Genomic DNA, 18,374 nt, shown 5'->3' on the forward strand with positions numbered 1-18,374 from the left:
GATTATCAGACGCATTATGTTACAGAAAAATACGCTTCTTTGCGCAGCCTTATCAGCCGCGCTTTTGGGTACCGCCGTACCGCGTGCGGATGCTGCCGTTGTCGCCTCACTTAAACCATTAGGATTTATCGCTTCCGCGATTGCCGATGGCGTTACCGAGACCCAGGTTTTACTGCCTGACGGTGCGTCTGAACATGATTATTCATTGCGCCCATCTGATGCAAAACGCTTACAGAACGCGGACTTAGTGGTGTGGATTGGTCCAGAGATGGAAGCGTTCATGGACAAGTCAACGCAAAGCATTGCCGACGGCAAAAAAGTCACCATTGCCCAGCTTGATGGTGTGAAACCGTTGCTCATGAAAGGGAGTGATGATGACGATCATGATGCTGCTGAAGCGGGTGACGGTGAACACGCCCACGGCGAAAAAGGTGACGCACATCACCATCATGGTGAATACAACATGCACCTGTGGTTATCCCCAGAGATAGCGCGGCTTTCGGCGGTTGCAATCCATGACAAATTAGTGGACCTTATGCCCCAGAGTCGAGCCCGGCTTGACGCCAACCTGAAGAATTTTGAGGCTAATCTGGCCACGGTCGATAAGCAGGTGGCAAATGAGCTGACGCCGGTAAAAGGAAAGGGCTATTTCGTTTTTCATGATGCCTATGGCTACTTCGAAAAACACTACGGTTTGACGCCGCTTGGGCACTTCACCGTTAACCCTGAAATTCAACCTGGTGCGCAGCGTTTACATCAAATAAGAACACAGTTGGTTGAGCAAAAAGCAACCTGCGTTTTTGCTGAGCCACAATTCAGGCCCGCTGTCGTTGAATCTGTCGCGCGGGGAACCAACGTTCGCATGGGAACGTTAGATCCTCTAGGCACGAACATTCAGTTGAGCAAAGAGAGCTATCCAGCATTTCTGACTCAGCTGGCGACCCAGTATGCGAGCTGCCTGAAAGGAGATAAGTAAGGAAGTGAATACGTGCAGCAGATAGCCCGCTCTGTCGCCCTGGCATTTAACAATTTGCCGCGACCCCACCGCGTTATGCTGGGGTCACTCACCGTTCTCACACTGGCCGTCGCCGTTTGGCGGCCGTATGTTTACCACCCCAATTCTTCACCGGTTGTTCGCACCATCGAGCTGGAGAAAAAAGAGATTCGCTCTCTGCTACCGGAGGCCAGCGAACCGATTGACCAATCCGCGCAGGAAGACGAAGCGATTCCTCAGGATGAACTGGACGACAAAGCCGATAACGAAACGGGCGTGCATGAATATGTGGTATCCACGGGCGATACCCTAAGCAGCATCCTGAACCAGTACGGCATTGATATGGGCAACATCAGCCAGCTTGCTGCGGCTGATAAAGACCTGAAAAATATGAAGGTGGGCCAGCAGCTCTCCTGGACCTTGAACGATGATGGCGATCTCCAGCGTTTAACCTGGGAAATGTCGCGTCGTGAAACCCGCACCTACGATCGCGTTGCAAACGGTTTCAAAATGAGCAGCGAGATGCAGCAGGGCGACTGGGTTAATAGCTTGATCAACGGCACCGTCGGCGGCAGCTTTGTCTCCAGCGCGACCAGCGCCGGGTTAACCAGCGCGGAAGTGAGCGCGGTGATCAAAGCCATGCAGTGGCAGATGGACTTCCGTAAGCTGAAAAAAGGCGATCAGTTCTCGGTGCTGATGTCGCGCGAAATGCTCGACGGCAAGCGTGAACAGAGCCAGCTTCTTGGCGTGCGTCTGCGTTCCGACGGTAAAGACTATTACGCTATTCGCGCTGAGGACGGTAAATTCTACGATCGTAGCGGCACCGGGTTGGCGAAAGGCTTCCTGCGCTTCCCGACCGCGCGTCAGTTCCGCGTGTCGTCTAACTTTAACCCGCGCCGCCTGAACCCGGTGACCGGCCGCGTTGCGCCACACCGTGGCGTTGACTTTGCGATGCCGCAGGGGACGCCAGTGCTGGCCGTCGGTGACGGAGAAGTGGTGGTGGCGAAGCGTAGCGGTGCAGCCGGCTACTATGTGGCGCTGCGTCACGGTCGTACCTACACCACGCGCTATATGCACCTGCGCAAGCTGCTGGTGAAACCGGGGCAGAAAGTCAAACGCGGCGATCGTATTGCGCTTTCCGGTAATACCGGTCGTTCAACCGGCCCGCACCTGCATTATGAAGTGTGGATTAACCAACAGGCGGTTAACCCGCTGACGGCGAAATTACCGCGTACCGAAGGGCTGACCGGCTCAGACCGTACCGACTATCTGGCGCAGGTGAAACAGGTTCTGCCGCAGCTGCGTTTTGACTAGTTTCGACTAAGAAGTATGCGTTCAGAGCCGACGTCACTATGGCGTCGGCTTTTTCTTTTGTGCGAAGCATTCTGCCTCGCTACACTATTTGATTATTCGCACCGACCCGATAATTCGAACCTGGAACAGGCATGGAAACGAAAAAAAATACCAGTGAATATATTCCCGAGTTTGAGAAATCTTTCCGCCATCCTCAATACTGGGGTGCCTGGTTAGGCGTGCTGGCATTTGCGGGGATCGCTTACGTACCGGCAAAAATTCGTGACCCTATTCTGGGTAAGCTCGGTCGCCTGGCGGGTAAATTTGGCCGCAGCGCTCGCCGTCGTGCTCAGATCAATCTGCTGTATTGCTTCCCGGATAAAAGCGAAGCCGAGCGCGAAGCCATTATTGATGAGATGTTTGCCACCGCGCCGCAGGCAATGGTCATGATGGCCGAACTGGCGTTGAAAGGGCCTGAGAAAATTCTGCCGCGCCTCGACTGGCAGGGGCAGGAGATTATCGATGAACTCCGCGCCAATGGCGAAAACGTCATTTTCCTGGTACCGCACGGCTGGGGTGTGGATATCCCGGCAATGGTGATGGCCTCGCAGGGGCAAAAAATGGCGGCGATGTTCCATAATCAGGGCAACAAAGTCTTCGACTACGTCTGGAACACCGTTCGTCGTCGTTTTGGCGGTCGTCTGCACGCCCGTAACGACGGCATCAAGCCGTTTATTCAGTCCGTCCGTCAGGGCTACTGGGGCTACTATCTGCCGGACCAGGATCACGGCCCGGAGCACAGCGAGTTCGTGGATTTCTTTGCTACCTATAAAGCCACGCTGCCGGCGATTGGCCGTCTGATGAAGGTGTGCCGCGCGCGCGTGGTGCCGCTGTTCCCGGTTTATGATGGCAAAACGCATCGTCTGACCATTCTGGTTCGACCACCGATGGATGACCTGCTGGAAGCGGATGACAACACCATTGCGCGTCGAATGAACGAAGAGGTGGAGATTTTCGTTGGGCCACATACTGAGCAGTACACGTGGATCCTGAAGCTGCTGAAAACGCGCAAGCCGGGTGAAACCGAGCCGTATCAGCGTAAAGAACTCTATCCAAAGAAAAAGAAATAGCCCCGTAGCCCGTCCGAGCAATGCGACGACGGGGCGGCACCGAGCCTTTCCGGCGGCGCTACGCTTGGCCGGGCTACGCAGATAAAAAAACCGGACATCGTCCGGTTTTTTTATCGCGAGAATAACTTACTCAACGGTCAGAATACGCGTGGTGTTGGTTGAACCCACGGTGCTCATCACGTCGCCCTGGGTCACGATAACCAGGTCGCCAGACATCAGATAGCCTTTATCACGCAGCAGATTTACCGCGTCGTGTGCCGCCGCAACGCCGTCACATTCGCTGTCGAAGAAGACTGGCGTCACGCCGCGGTACAGCGCTGTCAGGTTCAACGTACGCTCATGGCGGGACATCGCGAAGATAGGCAGCCCGGAGGTGATACGTGAGGTCATCAGCGCGGTACGGCCGGACTCGGTCATGGTGATGATGGCGGTCACGCCTTTCAGGTGGTTAGCCGCATACATTGCTGACATGGCAATCGCTTCTTCCACGTTGTCGAACTGCACGTCCAGACGGTGTTTAGAAACGTTGATGCTGGGGATCTTCTCTGCGCCCAGGCAAACGCGCGCCATGGCCGCTACGGTTTCAGATGGGTACTGGCCTGCTGCAGTTTCTGCTGACAGCATGACCGCATCGGTACCGTCCAGCACGGCGTTGGCCACGTCCATAACTTCCGCACGGGTAGGCATTGGGTTGGTGATCATTGACTCCATCATCTGGGTCGCGGTAATCACGGAACGGTTCAATTGACGAGCGCGACGAATCAATGCTTTCTGGATGCCTACCAGCTCCGGGTCGCCGATTTCAACGCCGAGGTCACCACGGGCAACCATCACCACGTCGGACGCCAGGATGATGTCGTCCATCGCGTCCTGGCTGCAGACGGCTTCCGCACGTTCCACTTTGGCAACGATTTTCGCATCGCAACCCGCTTCACGGGCCAGGCGGCGAGCGTAGTTCAGGTCTTCGCCGCAGCGCGGGAAGGAGACGGCCAGGTAATCAACGCCAATTTTGGCGGCCGTGTGGATGTCCGCTTTATCTTTGTCGGTCAGAGCTTCTGCCGAGAGGCCACCGCCTAACTTGTTGATGCCTTTGTTGTTGGAAAGCGGGCCGCCCACGGTCACTTCGGTGAACACCTTCATGCCCTGGATTTCCAGTACTTTCAGCTGTACGCGGCCATCATCGAGCAGCAGGATATCGCCCGGTACCACGTCGGCAGGCAGACCTTTGTAGTCGATGCCCACTTTCTCTTTATCGCCTTCACCTTTGCTTAGGTTGGCGTCGAGCAGGAATTTATCGCCGATGTTGAGGAAAACTTTGCCTTCTTTGAAGGTTGATACGCGAATTTTTGGTCCTTGCAGATCGCCAAGGATGGCTACATGGCGCCCCAGTTTTGCTGCAATTTCGCGGACTTTGTCGGCACGTAGCTGATGATCTTCAGGCGTACCGTGAGAGAAGTTCATACGGACGACGTTAGCGCCGGCGGAAATGACTTTCTCAAGGTTGTTGTCGCGATCGGTTGCTGGGCCTAACGTGGTGACGATCTTGGTTCTGCGAAGCCTTCTGGACATGTAATACTCCGTTGACTAGTACAACTCAGGTGTTGCGTGAACAGGAATTCGGCAATATGCCAATAATGCGTTACCGAATGCTTAAATAAATGACGCTTTTTTATCGCTTTTAGTGATTATCGCTGTGTGTCGATAGTTCTTTATCAAACCGCGATTCCTTTAACGCTTCTTTGACTCGCTTCAAGTTATCCCTGAATTTTGCTCCACGGCGCAGGGTAAAGCCGGTTGCCAGCACATCAATGACGGTGAGCTGGGCCAGCCTCGACACCATGGGCATATAAATATCGGTATCTTCAGGAACGTCCAGCGTGATAGCGAGTGTGGCCTCTCTGGCCAGCGGCGTCCCTGAGGAGGTTATGGCAATGACCATAGCATCGTTTTCACGCGCCACCAGCGCAACCTCCACCAGGCTCTTGGTCCTGCCGGTATGGGAAATCAGCACCACAACGTCGTCATCGCTGCAATTCATACAGCTCATTCGTTGCAAAACAATGTCATCGGAATAGATAACCGGCACGTTAAAGCGGAAAAACTTGTTCATGGCGTCATGCGCCACGGCGGCGGAGGAGCCCAGCCCGAAAAAGGCGATTTTCTTTGCCTGAGTCAGCAGGTCGACGGCGCGATTCACCGCCGACATGTCGAGCGACTGACGCACGTGGGCGAGGCTGGCCATCGCTGACTCAAAAATTTTTGCCGTATACGCCTCGACGCTGTCATCCTCATCTACATTACGATTAACATACGGTGTACCGTTGGCCAGACTTTGGGCAAGATGCAGTTTAAAATCAGGAAAGCCTTTGGTTTCCAGGCTGCGGCAGAAGCGGTTAACGGTCGGTTCGCTTACCTCAGCTTCCAGAGCGAGGGCGGCAATGCTTGAGTGGATTGCCTGTTCGGGGGCCGCCAGAATAACTTCCGCGACTTTTCGCTCGGATTTGCTAAGGTTTTCCAGCTGGGACTGGATTCTTTCCAGCATGTTCATCGTGACAAGGTGCTCATAGATTGAAACGATTCCATTAATGGGTGAAATCTGCAGGCGTTTTAGCAAGAATATACGCTTGAAGCGGAATGAAAAGTGAAGAGTAACAGCAAAAGATGTTGTTTTTTTTCATTACATGATCGGTGTCGTATTTTAACCGACGCCCTTCAGGCGAAAGAACGAACAAAACTGGCGCATTGCCTAAGCGTCGTTGCCCTGCTGGTTCCGAATTGTGCGATCGGCGGCGCTGAAAGGCGTTAAAGGGTTTCGGCAATTTCGTAAACACAGTACAGTGCACCGTAAGAAAATTACAACGATATCCGTGATTTTCCGGGGAAACCCGGGCGATAACGGGGAGATAGCCTGGCATAGAACCGGGAATATAAACTGAGGAGAATGACATGGCGGTAACGCAAACGGCCCAGGCATGCGATCTGGTCATTTTCGGCGCGAAGGGCGATCTTGCCCGCCGGAAACTGCTGCCTTCCCTGTACCAGCTTGAAAAAGCCGGCCAGATTAATCCGCAGACGCGGATTATCGGCGTAGGCCGCGCCGACTGGGATAAAGCGGCATACACCAAAGTTGTCCGTGAAGCGCTCGAAACCTTTATGAAAGAAAAAATCGATGAAGGTTTGTGGGACACCCTCAGCGCACGTCTTGATTTCTGCAACCTCGATGTCAATGATGCCCCGGCATTTGCGCGTCTTGGCGAGATGCTCGATCAAAAAAATCGCACCACCATCAACTATTTCGCGATGCCGCCAAGCACGTTTGGCGCCATCTGCCGCGGCCTGGGCGAAGCGAAGCTGAACGCCAAACCGGCGCGCGTGGTCATGGAAAAACCGCTGGGTACCTCACTGGAAACTTCACGTGAGATCAACGACCAGGTCGGTGAATACTTTGAAGAGTGCCAGGTTTACCGTATTGACCACTATCTGGGTAAAGAAACGGTACTGAACCTGCTGGCGCTGCGCTTTGCTAACTCCCTGTTTGTGAATAACTGGGATAACCGCACCATCGATCACGTGGAAATCACCGTCGCCGAGGAAGTTGGCATTGAAGGCCGCTGGGGTTACTTCGACCAGGCCGGTCAAATGCGCGACATGATCCAGAACCACCTGCTGCAAATTCTGTGCATGATTGCGATGGCGCCGCCGTCCGATCTGACCGCCGACAGCATTCGTGATGAGAAGGTGAAAGTCCTGAAGTCGCTCCGCCGTATCGACCGCAGCAACGTGCGTGATAAAACCGTTCGCGGTCAGTACACCGCCGGATTTGCCCAGGGCCAGAAAGTGCCGGGCTACCTCGAAGAAGAGGGCGCGAACAAGTCCAGCAGCACGGAAACCTTCGTCTCTATCCGCGTAGATATCGACAACTGGCGCTGGGCGGGCGTGCCGTTCTACCTGCGTACCGGTAAACGTCTGCCGACCAAATGCTCTGAAGTCGTCGTTTACTTCAAAAACCCTGAACTGAATCTGTTCAAAGAGACCTGGCCTGAACTGCCGCAGAACAAGCTGACCATTCGTCTGCAGCCGGACGAAGGCGTGGATATTCAGATCCTTAACAAGGTGCCGGGGCTTGAGCACAAGCATAACCTGCAGGTGACTAAGCTGGATCTGAGCTACTCGGAAACCTTTAACCAAACGCACCTTGCCGATGCTTACGAACGCCTGCTGCTGGAGACGATGCGCGGTATCCAGGCGCTGTTCGTACGCCGCGACGAAGTGGAAGAAGCCTGGAAGTGGGTTGACTCCATTACTGAAGCGTGGGCAAGCGACAACGACGCGCCGAAACCTTACCAGGCAGGGACCTGGGGGCCGGTTGCCTCTGTGGCGATGATCACCCGCGACGGCCGTTCCTGGAACGAGTTTGAGTAAGGCGTCGCTGTAATCCGGAAGAGTTATTTTACCGGTAACATGATCTAACACAGCAAGTCGTGCTTTTTTTACGCATTTAAGCCCCGGGAGGATTCACCCCCGGGGCTTTTTTTATTACACTGCGGGCAGACCTTTGCCTCTGAGCTGCGCTATTCGGGCATTTATCTCTTAATCAGATCAATAAATAAACCGCAGTAGGTCGTAGCCTGGACAGAAAAATTTTAAGGAGCCTTTATGAACTCTGTAATGTTACGGGTAACAAATCGCATTATCGAACGCTCTCGCGACACGCGCGCGGCTTATCTCGCACGTATCGAGCAGGCAAAAACTGAAACGGTTCACCGCTCCCAGCTTGCCTGTGGCAACCTGGCACACGGTTTTGCTGCCTGTCAGGCAGACGATAAAGCGTCGCTGAAAAGCATGTTGCGTAACAATATCGCGATCATTACCTCCTATAACGACATGCTGTCGGCCCACCAGCCGTACGAGCATTACCCGGATATCATCCGTAAAGCGCTGCACAGCGTGAACGCGGTCGGGCAGGTTGCTGGCGGCGTTCCGGCAATGTGCGACGGCGTCACTCAGGGTCAGGACGGGATGGAACTTTCGCTGCTTAGCCGTGAAGTGATCGCCATGTCCGCCGCCGTTGGCCTGTCTCACAATATGTTTGACGGCGCGCTATACCTCGGCGTGTGCGATAAAATCGTCCCGGGGCTGGCGATGGCTGCGCTCTCCTTTGGCCACCTGCCGTCTATCTTCATCCCATCAGGCCCGATGGCCAGCGGTCTGCCAAACAAAGAAAAAGTCCGTATCCGCCAGCTTTATGCGGAAGGCAAGGTGGATCGCAATGCGCTGCTTGAATCAGAAGCCGCGTCCTACCACGCACCGGGTACCTGTACTTTCTATGGTACCGCCAACACCAACCAGATGGTGATTGAGTTCATGGGCATGCAGCTGCCGGGTTCTTCGTTTGTCCACCCGGACGCCCCGCTGCGCTCCGAATTGACCGCTGCGGCGGCACGCCAGGTCACGCGTATGACCGGCAACGGCAACGAATGGATGCCGCTGGGTAAAATGATTGACGAAAAAGTGGTGGTCAACGGTATCGTTGCTCTGCTGGCGACCGGCGGCTCAACGAACCACACCATGCATCTGGTGGCGATGGCACGCGCGGCGGGCATTATCATCAACTGGGACGACTTCTCTGAACTGTCTGACGTTGTACCACTGATGGCGCGTCTGTATCCGAACGGCCCGGCAGATATCAACCACTTCCAGGCGGCTGGCGGCGTACCGGTGATGGTACGTGAACTGTTGAAAGGCGGTCTGCTGCACGAAGACGTGAATACCGTCGCCGGTTTTGGTCTGTCCCACTACACCATGGAACCGTGGCTCAATAACGGCAAACTGGACTGGCGTGAAGGCGCAAACGCCTCGTTGGACGACAGCATCATCGCCAGCTTCGACAAGCCGTTCTCTAAACACGGCGGCACCAAAGTGCTGAGCGGTAACCTTGGCCGCGCGGTGATGAAAACCTCCGCAGTGCCGGTGGAAAACCAGATTATTGAGGCACCGGCCGTGGTCTTTGAAAGTCAGCACGATGTTCTGCCGGCCTTTGAGGCGGGTCTGCTGGATAAAGATTGCGTGGTGGTTGTGCGTCATCAAGGACCAAAAGCGAACGGCATGCCAGAATTACATAAACTTATGCCGCCACTTGGTGTATTATTGGACCGCTGTTTCAAAATTGCGTTGGTCACCGATGGACGACTGTCCGGTGCATCCGGTAAAGTGCCGTCAGCGATTCACGTCACCCCTGAAGCCTATGATGGTGGCCTGCTGGCGAAAGTCCGCGACGGTGACATGATTCGCGTGAACGGTCAGACCGGTGAGCTGACGCTGCTGGTTGATGACGCTGAGCTGGCCGCGCGTCAGCCGCATATTCCCGATCTGAGCGCCTCGCGCGTGGGGACAGGCCGTGAACTGTTTGGCGCATTACGGGAAAAACTGTCCGGCGCAGAGCAGGGCGCAACCTGTATTACCTTTTAAGTTGACACGTTTTGTAGATCTGGCGAGAGAATAATTCTGATGAAAAACTGGAAAACAACTGCAGAAGCAATCCTGACCACTGGCCCGGTAGTGCCGGTCATCGTGGTGAAAAAGCTTGAGCACGCCGTACCGATGGCGAAAGCACTGGTTGCTGGCGGCGTACGCGTACTGGAAGTGACGCTGCGTACAGAGTGCGCAATGGACGCTATCCGCGCGATTGCGAAAGAAGTGCCGGATGCTATCGTGGGCGCGGGTACCGTGACCAACGCACAGCAGCTGAAAGAAGTGACCGATGCGGGCGCGCAGTTTGCTATCAGCCCGGGCCTGACCGATGAGCTGCTGAAAGCGGCAACCGCGGGTACTATTCCGCTAATCCCGGGTATTAGCTCCGTTTCTGAACTGATGCTGGGTATGCAGCACGGCCTGAAAGAATTCAAATTCTTCCCGGCTGAAGCGAACGGCGGTGTGAAAGCGCTGCAGGCTATCGCAGGTCCGTTCTCTCATATCCGTTTCTGCCCGACTGGCGGCATCTCTCCGGCGAACTATCGTGACTATCTGGCGCTGAAAAGCGTACTGTGCATCGGCGGTTCCTGGCTGGTTCCGGCCGACGCGCTGGAAGCTGGCGACTACGATCGCATCACCAAACTGGCTCGCGAAGCGGTTGAAGGCGCGAAACTGTAAGGTGTTTGCCTTACCCGGTTAACTGACCGGGTAGGACAAAAAAAGAGCGGGCACGCGTTAGCGGCCCGCTTTTTTTATCCCTGGATAATCACGGCGGCGGCGGCGATTTTTGCCCGTTCCACCGCCTGTTCTACGCTGTCGCCGGTAGCCAGTGCGACGCCCATCCGCCGCGAACCGTCAATATCCGGTTTGCCAAACAGACGTAGCTGTATCCCCGCGCCAAGCGCATGATGGACCTTATCAAAGGTCACGTTACGGCTGGTCAGTTTTGGCAGCAGCACGGCAGAGGCAGAAGGGCCGTACTGACGAATGGCGCCGATAGGCAGGCCCAGAAATGCGCGGACGTGCAGCGCGAACTCAGACACATCCTGTGAAATGAGCGTAACCATACCGGTATCGTGCGGGCGAGGAGAAACTTCACTGAACACCACGTCGTCGCCGCAGACAAACAGCTCAACGCCAAACAGACCATAACCGCCCAGTGCCAGTACCACGTCGCGAGCGATTGCCTGCGCGCGTTCCAGCGCCAGCTCGCTCATCTGCTGCGGTTGCCAGGATTCGCGATAATCGCCGTCTTCCTGACGATGGCCTACCGGTGCGCAGAAGTGCACGCCGTCGACGGCATTCACCGTCAGCAGCGTAATTTCAAAGTCAAAATTCACGACGCCTTCGACGATCACCCGGCCAGCCCCTGCGCGGCCACCTTCCTGCGCATACTGCCATGCCTGCGTCAGCTGATCTTCACGGCGAATAAACGTCTGCCCCTTGCCGGAGGAGCTCATCACTGGCTTGATGATACACGGCAGGCCGATGGTGGCTACCGCCTGGCGAAACTGTGCTTCGCTATCGGCAAAATAGTAGGCTGAGGTCGGCAGCTTAAGCTGTTCGGCCGCCAGACGACGAATGCCTTCGCGATTCATGGTCAACTGAGTGGCGCGTGCGCAGGGCACAACGCGCTGCCCGTCCTGTTCCAGCGCAATCAGCATGTCGGTCGCGATCGCTTCGATTTCCGGTACGATAAAATCCGGTTTCTCTTGCTCGACCAGCGCCTTCAGCGCCGCTCCGTCAAGCATATTGATAACGTATGAGCGGTGCGCTACGTGCATCGCTGGCGCATCGGCGTAGCGATCGACGGCGATGGTTTCAATCCCTAATCGCTGGCATTCAATGGCGACTTCTTTACCTAACTCACCGGAACCCAAAAGCATTACGCGCGTCGCCGCCGGACGCAGAGCTGTGCCTAATAACGTCATTTACCTATTCCACCGTCTGACAAAAATTTGTCGCATTATAAACGAAAACGTTTGCGTCTGTCTTGTTGTCGACGCGGCAGCGCGGCTATCGCGTTAAATTTGCACATCTTTATCTGTACCAGACATATTCTGACGTCTGCTCGCATAGGCTAAGCTTCTCATGAATTTATACTGGGGGTCATATGTCTGGCTGGCTTAATCAACTGCAATCACTGTTGGGCAAATCATCGGGTAATGGGAAAGGCGCTCTTGGCGAAATGCTGGTGCCGGGAGCGTTAGGTGGTCTGGCAGGGCTGCTCCTTGCCAGTAAATCATCGCGGAAAATGCTGGCGAAGTATGGTACTGGCGCGCTGCTGGTGGGCGGCGGTGCGGTCGCCGGGAGCGTGCTGTGGAACAAATACAAAGATCAGCTACGCGGTTCGACGCCGGCAGAAGCGAAGTATGGCCAACCGGCCGCGCCGCTGGATGTGCGTACCGAGCGTTTGATTCTGGCGCTGGTGTTTGCCGCAAAAAGCGATGGCCATATTGATGCTAAAGAGCAGGCTTCGATTGAACAACAGCTGCGCGATGCCGGCGTGGAAGCGCAGGGCCGTGCGCTGATTGCGCAGGCAATTGAACAACCGCTCGATCCGCAGCGGCTGGCGCGCGACGTGCATAACGAAGAAGAGGCGCTTGAGCTGTACTATGTGAGCTGCGCGGCAATCGACATCGATCACTTTATGGAACGTCGCTATCTGGATGAGCTGGGCGAGGCGCTGAAGCTGCCGTCAGAAGTGCGCGAAAGCATCGAGCGCGATTTACAACAGCAAAAACAGCAGCTTTAAGTGCAATCTTGCAGGTTTTGCTTGCATCAACGTTGAATTTGTCCACCCTTAGAGGGTGTGACTAAAACAGAAGAATAACGAGATGCCGCCAAAAGCAAAACGGATATCCCACGCCATGACCTTACATGGCAATACGCGCGTTGATCATTACTACTGGCTGCGTGACGACACTCGCACGAAGCCCGCCGTGATGGAGTATTTACAGCAGGAGAACGCCTACGGTCGCGAGGTGATGTCGAGCCAGCGCAGTTTGCAGGATCGCGTGCTTAAGGAGATTGTCGATCGCATTCCGCCGCGGGAAGTGTCGGCCCCGTATTGTAAAAACGGCTACCGCTACCGGCAGATTTTTGAGCCAGGCCAGGAGTACGCTATCTATCAGCGACAGGCTCCAGGCGAAGAAAACTGGTCGCTGCTGCTTGATGAAAATAAGCGCGCTGCGCGCAGTGAGTTCTATGCCCTCGGCGGGCTGAACGTCGCGCCTGATAACAACCTGCTGGCGGTCACGGAAGACTTTCTCTCCCGCCGCCAGTACAGCCTACGCCTTCGCCATCTGGCTAACGAAACCTGGCTGCCTGAGGTGATTGAAGACGTCTCACCGGGCGTGGTGTGGGCCAACGACTCGCGCTCACTCTATTACGTTCGCCAGCATCCGACAACGCTGCTGCCGTGGCAGGTCTGGCGTCATCAGGTTGGTACGGCGCCTGAGCAGGATTGCCTGATCTATGAAGAACAGGACGACACCTTTTACGTCAGCCTGCATAAAACGTCATCACGCCAGTTTGTGGTGATTGCGCTCTCCAGCACCACCACCAGTGAAATGCAGCTGCTCGACGCCGATAATCCCGACGCTCGTCCGCAAACGTTCCTGGCCCGCCGCAAAGATCATGAATACAGTCTCGACCATTACCAGGGGCATTTCTACATGCGTTCTAACCGCGACGGTAAGAACTTTGGCCTTTATCGTGGCGTCAGTGGGGAAGAGGCCAACTGGCAGACGCTGATTGCCGCGCGTGATGCCGTCATGCTGGAAGATTTCACCCTGTTTCGTGACTGGCTGGTGGTTGAAGAGCGCCAGCGTGGCCTGACAAGCCTGCGGCAGATCCATCGGCAGACTCACAAAGAAACGGCCATCGCCTTTGACGATCCGGCCTATGTGACCTGGATTGCCTATAACCCGGAGCCAGAAACGGCCTGCCTGCGCTATGGCTACTCGTCGATGACCACGCCGGATACCCTGTTTGAGCTGGATATGGACAGCGGTGAACGCCGCGTGCTGAAACAGCAGGAGGTTAAAGGCTTCGACGCCAGCCGCTACCGCAGTGAACGCCTGTGGATCACCGCGCGCGACGGGGTGGAAGTCCCGGTTTCGCTGGTGTATCGGCATGAGCATTTCCGTTCCGGCAAGAATCCGTTGCTGGTCTATGGCTACGGTTCTTACGGTGCGAGCATGGATGCTGATTTCAGCAGCAGCCGTCTTAGCCTGCTCGACCGTGGTTTTGTCTTCGCCATTGCCCATGTTCGCGGCGGCGGCGAGCTGGGGCAGCAGTGGTATGAAGACGGCAAATTCCTGAAGAAGAAAAATACCTTTAATGACTATCTCGACGTCTGCGATGCCCTGCTGGCGAAGGGATTCGGTGCTCCGTCGCTGTGTTATGGCATGGGCGGCAGCGCGGGCGGGATGCTGATGGGAACGGCGATCAACGAACGCCCCGAGCTGTTCCACGGCGTAGTGGCGCAGGTGCCGTTTGTCGATGTGGTGACAACCATGCTGGATGAGTCTATCCCGCTGACCACCGGCGAGTTTGAGGAGTGGGGCAATCCGCAGGATGAAACCTACTATCGCTATATGAAATCGTATAGCCCGTATGACAACGTGCGGGCGCAGGCTTACCCGCATCTGCTGGTCACCAGCGGGCTGCACGACTCGCAGGTTCAGTACTGGGAGCCGACAAAGTGGGTGGCGAAGCTACGCGAGCTGAAGGTTGATGACAATCTGCTGCTGCTGTGTACCGAAATGGATGCCGGCCACGGCGGTAAGTCGGGGCGCTATAAAAGCTATGAGGGTGTGGCGCTGGAGTTCGCGTTCCTGATTGCCCTGGCGCAGGGGACGCTGCCAGGGCGTGCGGAGCGCTAGCTAGCCCTCGAGATAGTGTTTTAGCGTCAAACGCAGTTCCGGGCTCATGCGGTCGAGGTTGTTAAACAGCCAGCGCAGGTAGCCCGGATCGTTTTTAGCCACTTCGGCGACTTCCTGCCCGCGATATTTACCGAAGGTAAACGTACGCAGCAGCGCCGGGCGCCCGGTGACGTCGACCATTTGTTCCGGCGTCCACCCGGAGGCTTGAATAATATCAATCAGCAGTGCGGCGGTAATGTAGCAGTCGTAAAGCGCGCGGTGGTGATGCAGCCCCGGCGGGGTTGCGACGCTCAGCTTACGGGATTTATACAGCGCCATGTTGCTGTACTTGATACCTGGCCACAGGCGGCGCGCCATTTTCATGGTGCAGATCCACTCGCCGTTCATCTCAGGCAGCACGCGGCGGTCAAAGCTGGCGTTGTGAGCAACATACCAGGGACTGCCCTGATAAAACGGCACTACCTCTTCAATCCATGGCTTATCGGCTACCATCTCTTCGCTGATATGGTGAATCGCCATGGCCTGTGCGCTGATGGGGCGGTCGGGGCGAACCAGATGACTCATGGGGTTGACGATTTTTCCGTCAATAACATCGACGGAGGCAATCTCAACGACGCCTCCTTGCAGGTCGCAGGTTTCGGTATCGATAACGCGCAGCATGGCGAACTCCCGGCCAAAACGTCTAGCGTAAAGGAATGATCTCGCCTTGCCAACCCTGGGCGCTTTTTCTGCCGGTTACCAGCAGTTCGCCGGCGTCGGCGCGGACGATCAGCTGGCCGTTTTCATCCCACAGCGCGCTGCCGCCGGAGAACGTGCCGCAGCCGTAGTTGGATTTTAATACCGCGATGGCATATTTGTGGGCAAAGCGCTGTAAACGCTGGGTCGTACGCTGCTGCTGAAGTTCGGCCATACAGCTGACGGTTGCCAGCAACGAGGCCTGGTGAGACAGCTCACAGCCTTCGGTGTTAAGTTCAAAAACGCTTATCTGATCAGATCCCGGTGCCAGACAGGTGCCATGGCCCTGCTGATGTTTGGACGGCGCCGCGTCATCGGGGGTAAAAATAACGATCCCCTTAATCCGTTGCCCTTCCTTTTCCATCGGCAGCCCGGCGATGATCGTCATCCGGTGGCGCTGTGCAGCATCGCGAAGCGGGCGAAGCTGGCTGTCGGGCGGCGGGGCAGGCAGGGCGTGCTCGTCAGCTGAGCCCGTAAGGGAGAGTTCCGGGAAAATAAGCACCTTACAGGCCTGCTCGGCGGCGGCATCAATAAAACGCAGATGGCGGGTAATGTTTTCAGCAACATCTCCCGTTCTGGGCGTATATTGCGCTGCAGCAATAGTCCATGTCAGCATAGTTGCATCCTTCAACACGTCGTCTGTGGGCTTTTATTCTAACAAGGTATCAAATCTGACGTAAGGAACTGTCACTAACAGTAAGCATTATTTGGTTTTCGGTTCATACGGCAGGCGTGAGAGATTTACGGAAGCCAGACGGTGTGCAATGAGACGCTCGCGGAACCAGTCGCGCAGGTGCGCAGGCTGCTCGCGTTCGACGACTTCGGCAACGACCGGCATGTTATAGCGCTCTTTGAACGCAACGCCCGCTGCGGCCAGGTCAACGTTAACTTTGTCCATCTCCTGCTGAGGCAGGGCTGCCAGGTTGGTTTGCATGCTTTTCTCCTTGGAATATCGCGCAAAAGTTACTAAGAGTCTCGCAAAATGGCAAGTCCGCAGGGCACCCATCTCGACGTGAACATTATACAGCGTTATTCTTTGACTTATATTGATAACAAAAGGGAATGATGGAAATGAACTTCACCGCACCCCGCGCGCTCTGCACCATGCTTTTTACTCTTGGCCTTTTGAGCGCCTCATCCGTCTGGGCGCACGCCCATCTGCAACAGCAAACGCCCGCAGCAAACACTGAGGTAAGCCCTGCACCGCAGGCGCTGACGCTGAATTTCTCCGAAGGCATTGAGCCCCATTTTAGCGGCGTGACGCTAACCGGACCGGATCATCAGACGGTCGCTACTGGCAAACCGGTTCGCAGCGAGAGCAATAAAATGCAGCTGGTTGTGCCGCTGACCCAGACGCTCATGCCTGGTCTCTATACCGTCGCGTGGCATGTGGTGTCGGTCGACGGGCATAAGACCAAAGGCCAATATCAGTTTAGCGTGAAGTAACGATGCTAACGGCACTGTATATTGCGCTGCGTTTTGTTCACTTTGCGGCCTTGATGGTCGCTTTTGGCTGCACGCTTTACGCGGGCTGGTGGGCACCCTCCGCGCTGCGTCGCCTGTTGATTCAGCGCTTTGCCCAGCTACTGCGTAGCGCATTGGCCGTTAGCGCGCTTTCGGCGATGCTGATGCTGGTGGTGCAGGGCGGGTTGATGGGGGAGGGCTGGTCTGACACCTGGCGTCCCGACGTCTGGCAAGCGGTGCTGCATACGCAGTTTGGCGGCGTCTGGCTGTGGGAAATCGTGCTGTCCTGGATTGCATTGGGCATCGCCTGGGTGCGGCCGCGGCAGATGATGCGACGGCTTTTGCTTCTCTGTGTCGCGCAGTTTATCCTGCTGGCTGGCGTGGGCCATGCGGCCATGTATGACGGCGCGGCGGGCGCGCTGCAGCGTGTTAATCATGCGCTGCATTTGCTGTGTGCGGCGGCGTGGGTTGGCGGGCTGGTGCCGTTTCTCTACTGCCTGCGACTGGCGAAAGGACGCTGGCGTAAGGCGGCTATCGGTACGATGATGCGCTATTCCCGCTACGGCCATCTGGCCGTTGCCGGAGCGCTGGTGACGGGGTTGATCAATAGTTGGCTCATTCAAGGGGGGCTGACCGTCGCCACGCCGTACGGTATCGCACTTTGGGTGAAGATGGGGCTCGTTGCGTTGATGGTCGCGCTGGCGCTACTAAACCGCTATCTGTTAGTGCCACGGATGGCATCGACGCCGCAGGGGCTGGCACAGCGTCTGTTCCTCCGCACCACGCAGGCGGAAATTGTATTGGGGGCACTGGTGCTGGCGTGCGTCAGTCTCTTCGCGACCTGGGAACCTTTTTAATCAAACTGGCGAACTATGAAAAAAATTATTCTGTCTTTGTTGTTATTAACCGCTTCCGGCAGCGCGCTGGCCGCTCAGGTCATCACCGTGAGTCGATTTGAGGTGGGGAAGGAGAAGTGGGCTTTCAACCGTGAGGAGGTGATGCTGACCTGCCGCCCTGGGCACGCGCTATACGTGATTAACCCCAGTACGCTGGTGCAGTATCCGCTCAATGATGTGGCCGAGCAGCAGGTTAAGGCGGGTAAAACCCAGGCACAGCCGCTGAGCATTATTCAGATTGACGATCCTGCCCAACCGGGAGTGAAGATGAGCCTGGCACCATTTATTGAACGTGCTGAGAAGCTCTGCTGATCGTCTATCTGTTTAATAATCAATAAAAAACCGCAATCATTCTCGAGAAATGGCTGCGGTTTTTTTTCATTATGCCGTTTCATTGACGAAAATTTTCCGCTCGCAAGGGCTGCGGACTGGAAAACCTGTCACGGTCATCTATTCTTATAAAGCATGGCGACTTAGCCTGCATTAATGCCAACTTTTAGCG

17 protein-coding genes are annotated in these 18,374 nt (G+C 55.8%); 11 read left to right on the forward strand and 6 right to left on the reverse strand.

What is annotated here, in order from left to right; all coding sequences use genetic code 11:
- Positions 1 to 16: 16 nt before the first annotated feature.
- The 3 genes from znuA (at position 17) to lpxM (ending at position 3,417) form a co-directional block, all read left to right on the forward strand.
- Positions 17 to 976: a zinc ABC transporter substrate-binding protein ZnuA gene (gene znuA / locus V6942_RS17255; protein WP_106927772.1), complete on the forward strand. Its 960-nt coding sequence runs from the start codon at positions 17 to 19 to the stop codon at positions 974 to 976.
- Between the two features lie 12 nt (positions 977 to 988).
- Positions 989 to 2,308: a murein DD-endopeptidase MepM gene (gene mepM / locus V6942_RS17260; protein ID WP_106927770.1), complete on the forward strand. Its 1,320-nt coding sequence runs from the start codon at positions 989 to 991 to the stop codon at positions 2,306 to 2,308.
- A gap of 131 nt (positions 2,309 to 2,439) precedes the next feature.
- Positions 2,440 to 3,417 carry a lauroyl-Kdo(2)-lipid IV(A) myristoyltransferase gene (gene lpxM / locus V6942_RS17265; RefSeq protein ID WP_106927768.1) on the forward strand — a complete coding sequence of 326 codons (978 nt, stop codon included), beginning with the start codon at positions 2,440 to 2,442 and terminating at the stop codon, positions 3,415 to 3,417.
- Between the two features lie 126 nt (positions 3,418 to 3,543).
- Here the strand turns inward: lpxM and pyk are convergent, their stop codons facing one another.
- Both pyk and V6942_RS17275 read right to left on the reverse strand, forming a co-directional pair.
- Positions 3,544 to 4,986, reverse strand: a complete 1,443-nt coding sequence (gene pyk / locus V6942_RS17270; RefSeq protein ID WP_106927766.1) for a pyruvate kinase — start codon at positions 4,984 to 4,986, stop codon at positions 3,544 to 3,546.
- A 109-nt stretch (positions 4,987 to 5,095) separates the two neighbouring features.
- A complete protein-coding gene (locus V6942_RS17275; protein WP_333501588.1) occupies positions 5,096 to 5,965 on the reverse strand; it encodes a MurR/RpiR family transcriptional regulator in 870 nt (289 codons plus the stop codon).
- A 398-nt stretch (positions 5,966 to 6,363) separates the two neighbouring features.
- Between V6942_RS17275 and zwf the strand changes: the two genes are divergently transcribed.
- The 3 genes from zwf (at position 6,364) to V6942_RS17290 (ending at position 10,566) form a co-directional block, all read left to right on the forward strand.
- Positions 6,364 to 7,839 (forward strand): glucose-6-phosphate dehydrogenase, encoded by a 1,476-nt coding sequence (zwf, locus tag V6942_RS17280; RefSeq protein WP_106927762.1) that lies wholly within the window; start codon positions 6,364 to 6,366, stop codon positions 7,837 to 7,839.
- A 234-nt stretch (positions 7,840 to 8,073) separates the two neighbouring features.
- Positions 8,074 to 9,885 carry a phosphogluconate dehydratase gene (gene edd, locus V6942_RS17285; RefSeq protein WP_182965362.1) on the forward strand — a complete coding sequence of 604 codons (1,812 nt, stop codon included), beginning with the start codon at positions 8,074 to 8,076 and terminating at the stop codon, positions 9,883 to 9,885.
- A gap of 39 nt (positions 9,886 to 9,924) precedes the next feature.
- Positions 9,925 to 10,566, forward strand: coding sequence for a bifunctional 4-hydroxy-2-oxoglutarate aldolase/2-dehydro-3-deoxy-phosphogluconate aldolase (locus V6942_RS17290; protein WP_106927758.1), 642 nt, complete (start codon positions 9,925 to 9,927; stop codon positions 10,564 to 10,566).
- Between the two features lie 74 nt (positions 10,567 to 10,640).
- Here the strand turns inward: V6942_RS17290 and purT are convergent, their stop codons facing one another.
- Positions 10,641 to 11,819, reverse strand: coding sequence for a formate-dependent phosphoribosylglycinamide formyltransferase (gene purT, locus V6942_RS17295; RefSeq protein WP_106927756.1), 1,179 nt, complete (start codon positions 11,817 to 11,819; stop codon positions 10,641 to 10,643).
- Between the two features lie 182 nt (positions 11,820 to 12,001).
- On the opposite strand from purT, the gene V6942_RS17300 reads away from it, so the two are divergent.
- Together V6942_RS17300 and ptrB are read left to right on the forward strand one after the other, a co-directional pair.
- Positions 12,002 to 12,643 (forward strand): tellurite resistance TerB family protein, encoded by a 642-nt coding sequence (locus V6942_RS17300; protein WP_106927754.1) that lies wholly within the window; start codon positions 12,002 to 12,004, stop codon positions 12,641 to 12,643.
- Between the two features lie 82 nt (positions 12,644 to 12,725).
- The gene (ptrB, locus tag V6942_RS17305) at positions 12,726 to 14,777 is read left to right on the forward strand and encodes an oligopeptidase B (RefSeq protein ID WP_333501557.1); all 2,052 of its coding nucleotides are present in this window, start codon (positions 12,726 to 12,728) and stop codon (positions 14,775 to 14,777) included.
- Here the strand turns inward: ptrB and exoX are convergent, their stop codons facing one another.
- From exoX to V6942_RS17320, 3 genes are all read right to left on the reverse strand, one after another.
- Positions 14,778 to 15,437 carry an exodeoxyribonuclease X gene (exoX, locus tag V6942_RS17310; RefSeq protein WP_106927750.1) on the reverse strand — a complete coding sequence of 220 codons (660 nt, stop codon included), beginning with the start codon at positions 15,435 to 15,437 and terminating at the stop codon, positions 14,778 to 14,780.
- A 22-nt stretch (positions 15,438 to 15,459) separates the two neighbouring features.
- Complete coding sequence (locus V6942_RS17315; protein WP_106927748.1) at positions 15,460 to 16,128, reverse strand: carbon-nitrogen hydrolase family protein; 669 nt, start codon at positions 16,126 to 16,128, stop codon at positions 15,460 to 15,462.
- Positions 16,129 to 16,215: 87 nt separating this feature from the next.
- A complete protein-coding gene (locus V6942_RS17320) occupies positions 16,216 to 16,446 on the reverse strand; it encodes a DNA polymerase III subunit theta (RefSeq protein ID WP_106927746.1) in 231 nt (76 codons plus the stop codon).
- Between the two features lie 137 nt (positions 16,447 to 16,583).
- On the opposite strand from V6942_RS17320, the gene yobA reads away from it, so the two are divergent.
- Genes yobA through V6942_RS17335 form a run of 3 tightly spaced genes read left to right on the forward strand, consistent with a single transcriptional unit; the run spans position 16,584 to position 18,184 of the window.
- A complete protein-coding gene (yobA, locus tag V6942_RS17325) occupies positions 16,584 to 16,958 on the forward strand; it encodes a CopC domain-containing protein YobA (protein WP_106927913.1) in 375 nt (124 codons plus the stop codon).
- A gap of 2 nt (positions 16,959 to 16,960) precedes the next feature.
- Positions 16,961 to 17,833, forward strand: coding sequence for a copper homeostasis membrane protein CopD (gene copD / locus V6942_RS17330; RefSeq protein WP_333501558.1), 873 nt, complete (start codon positions 16,961 to 16,963; stop codon positions 17,831 to 17,833).
- Positions 17,834 to 17,848: 15 nt separating this feature from the next.
- A complete protein-coding gene (locus V6942_RS17335; RefSeq protein WP_106927742.1) occupies positions 17,849 to 18,184 on the forward strand; it encodes a YebY family protein in 336 nt (111 codons plus the stop codon).
- The last annotated feature ends 190 nt before the right edge of the window (positions 18,185 to 18,374 follow it).

Source organism: Kluyvera genomosp. 2, from assembly GCF_036759865.1.
Taxonomy (GTDB): domain Bacteria; phylum Pseudomonadota; class Gammaproteobacteria; order Enterobacterales; family Enterobacteriaceae; genus Kluyvera; species Kluyvera ascorbata_B.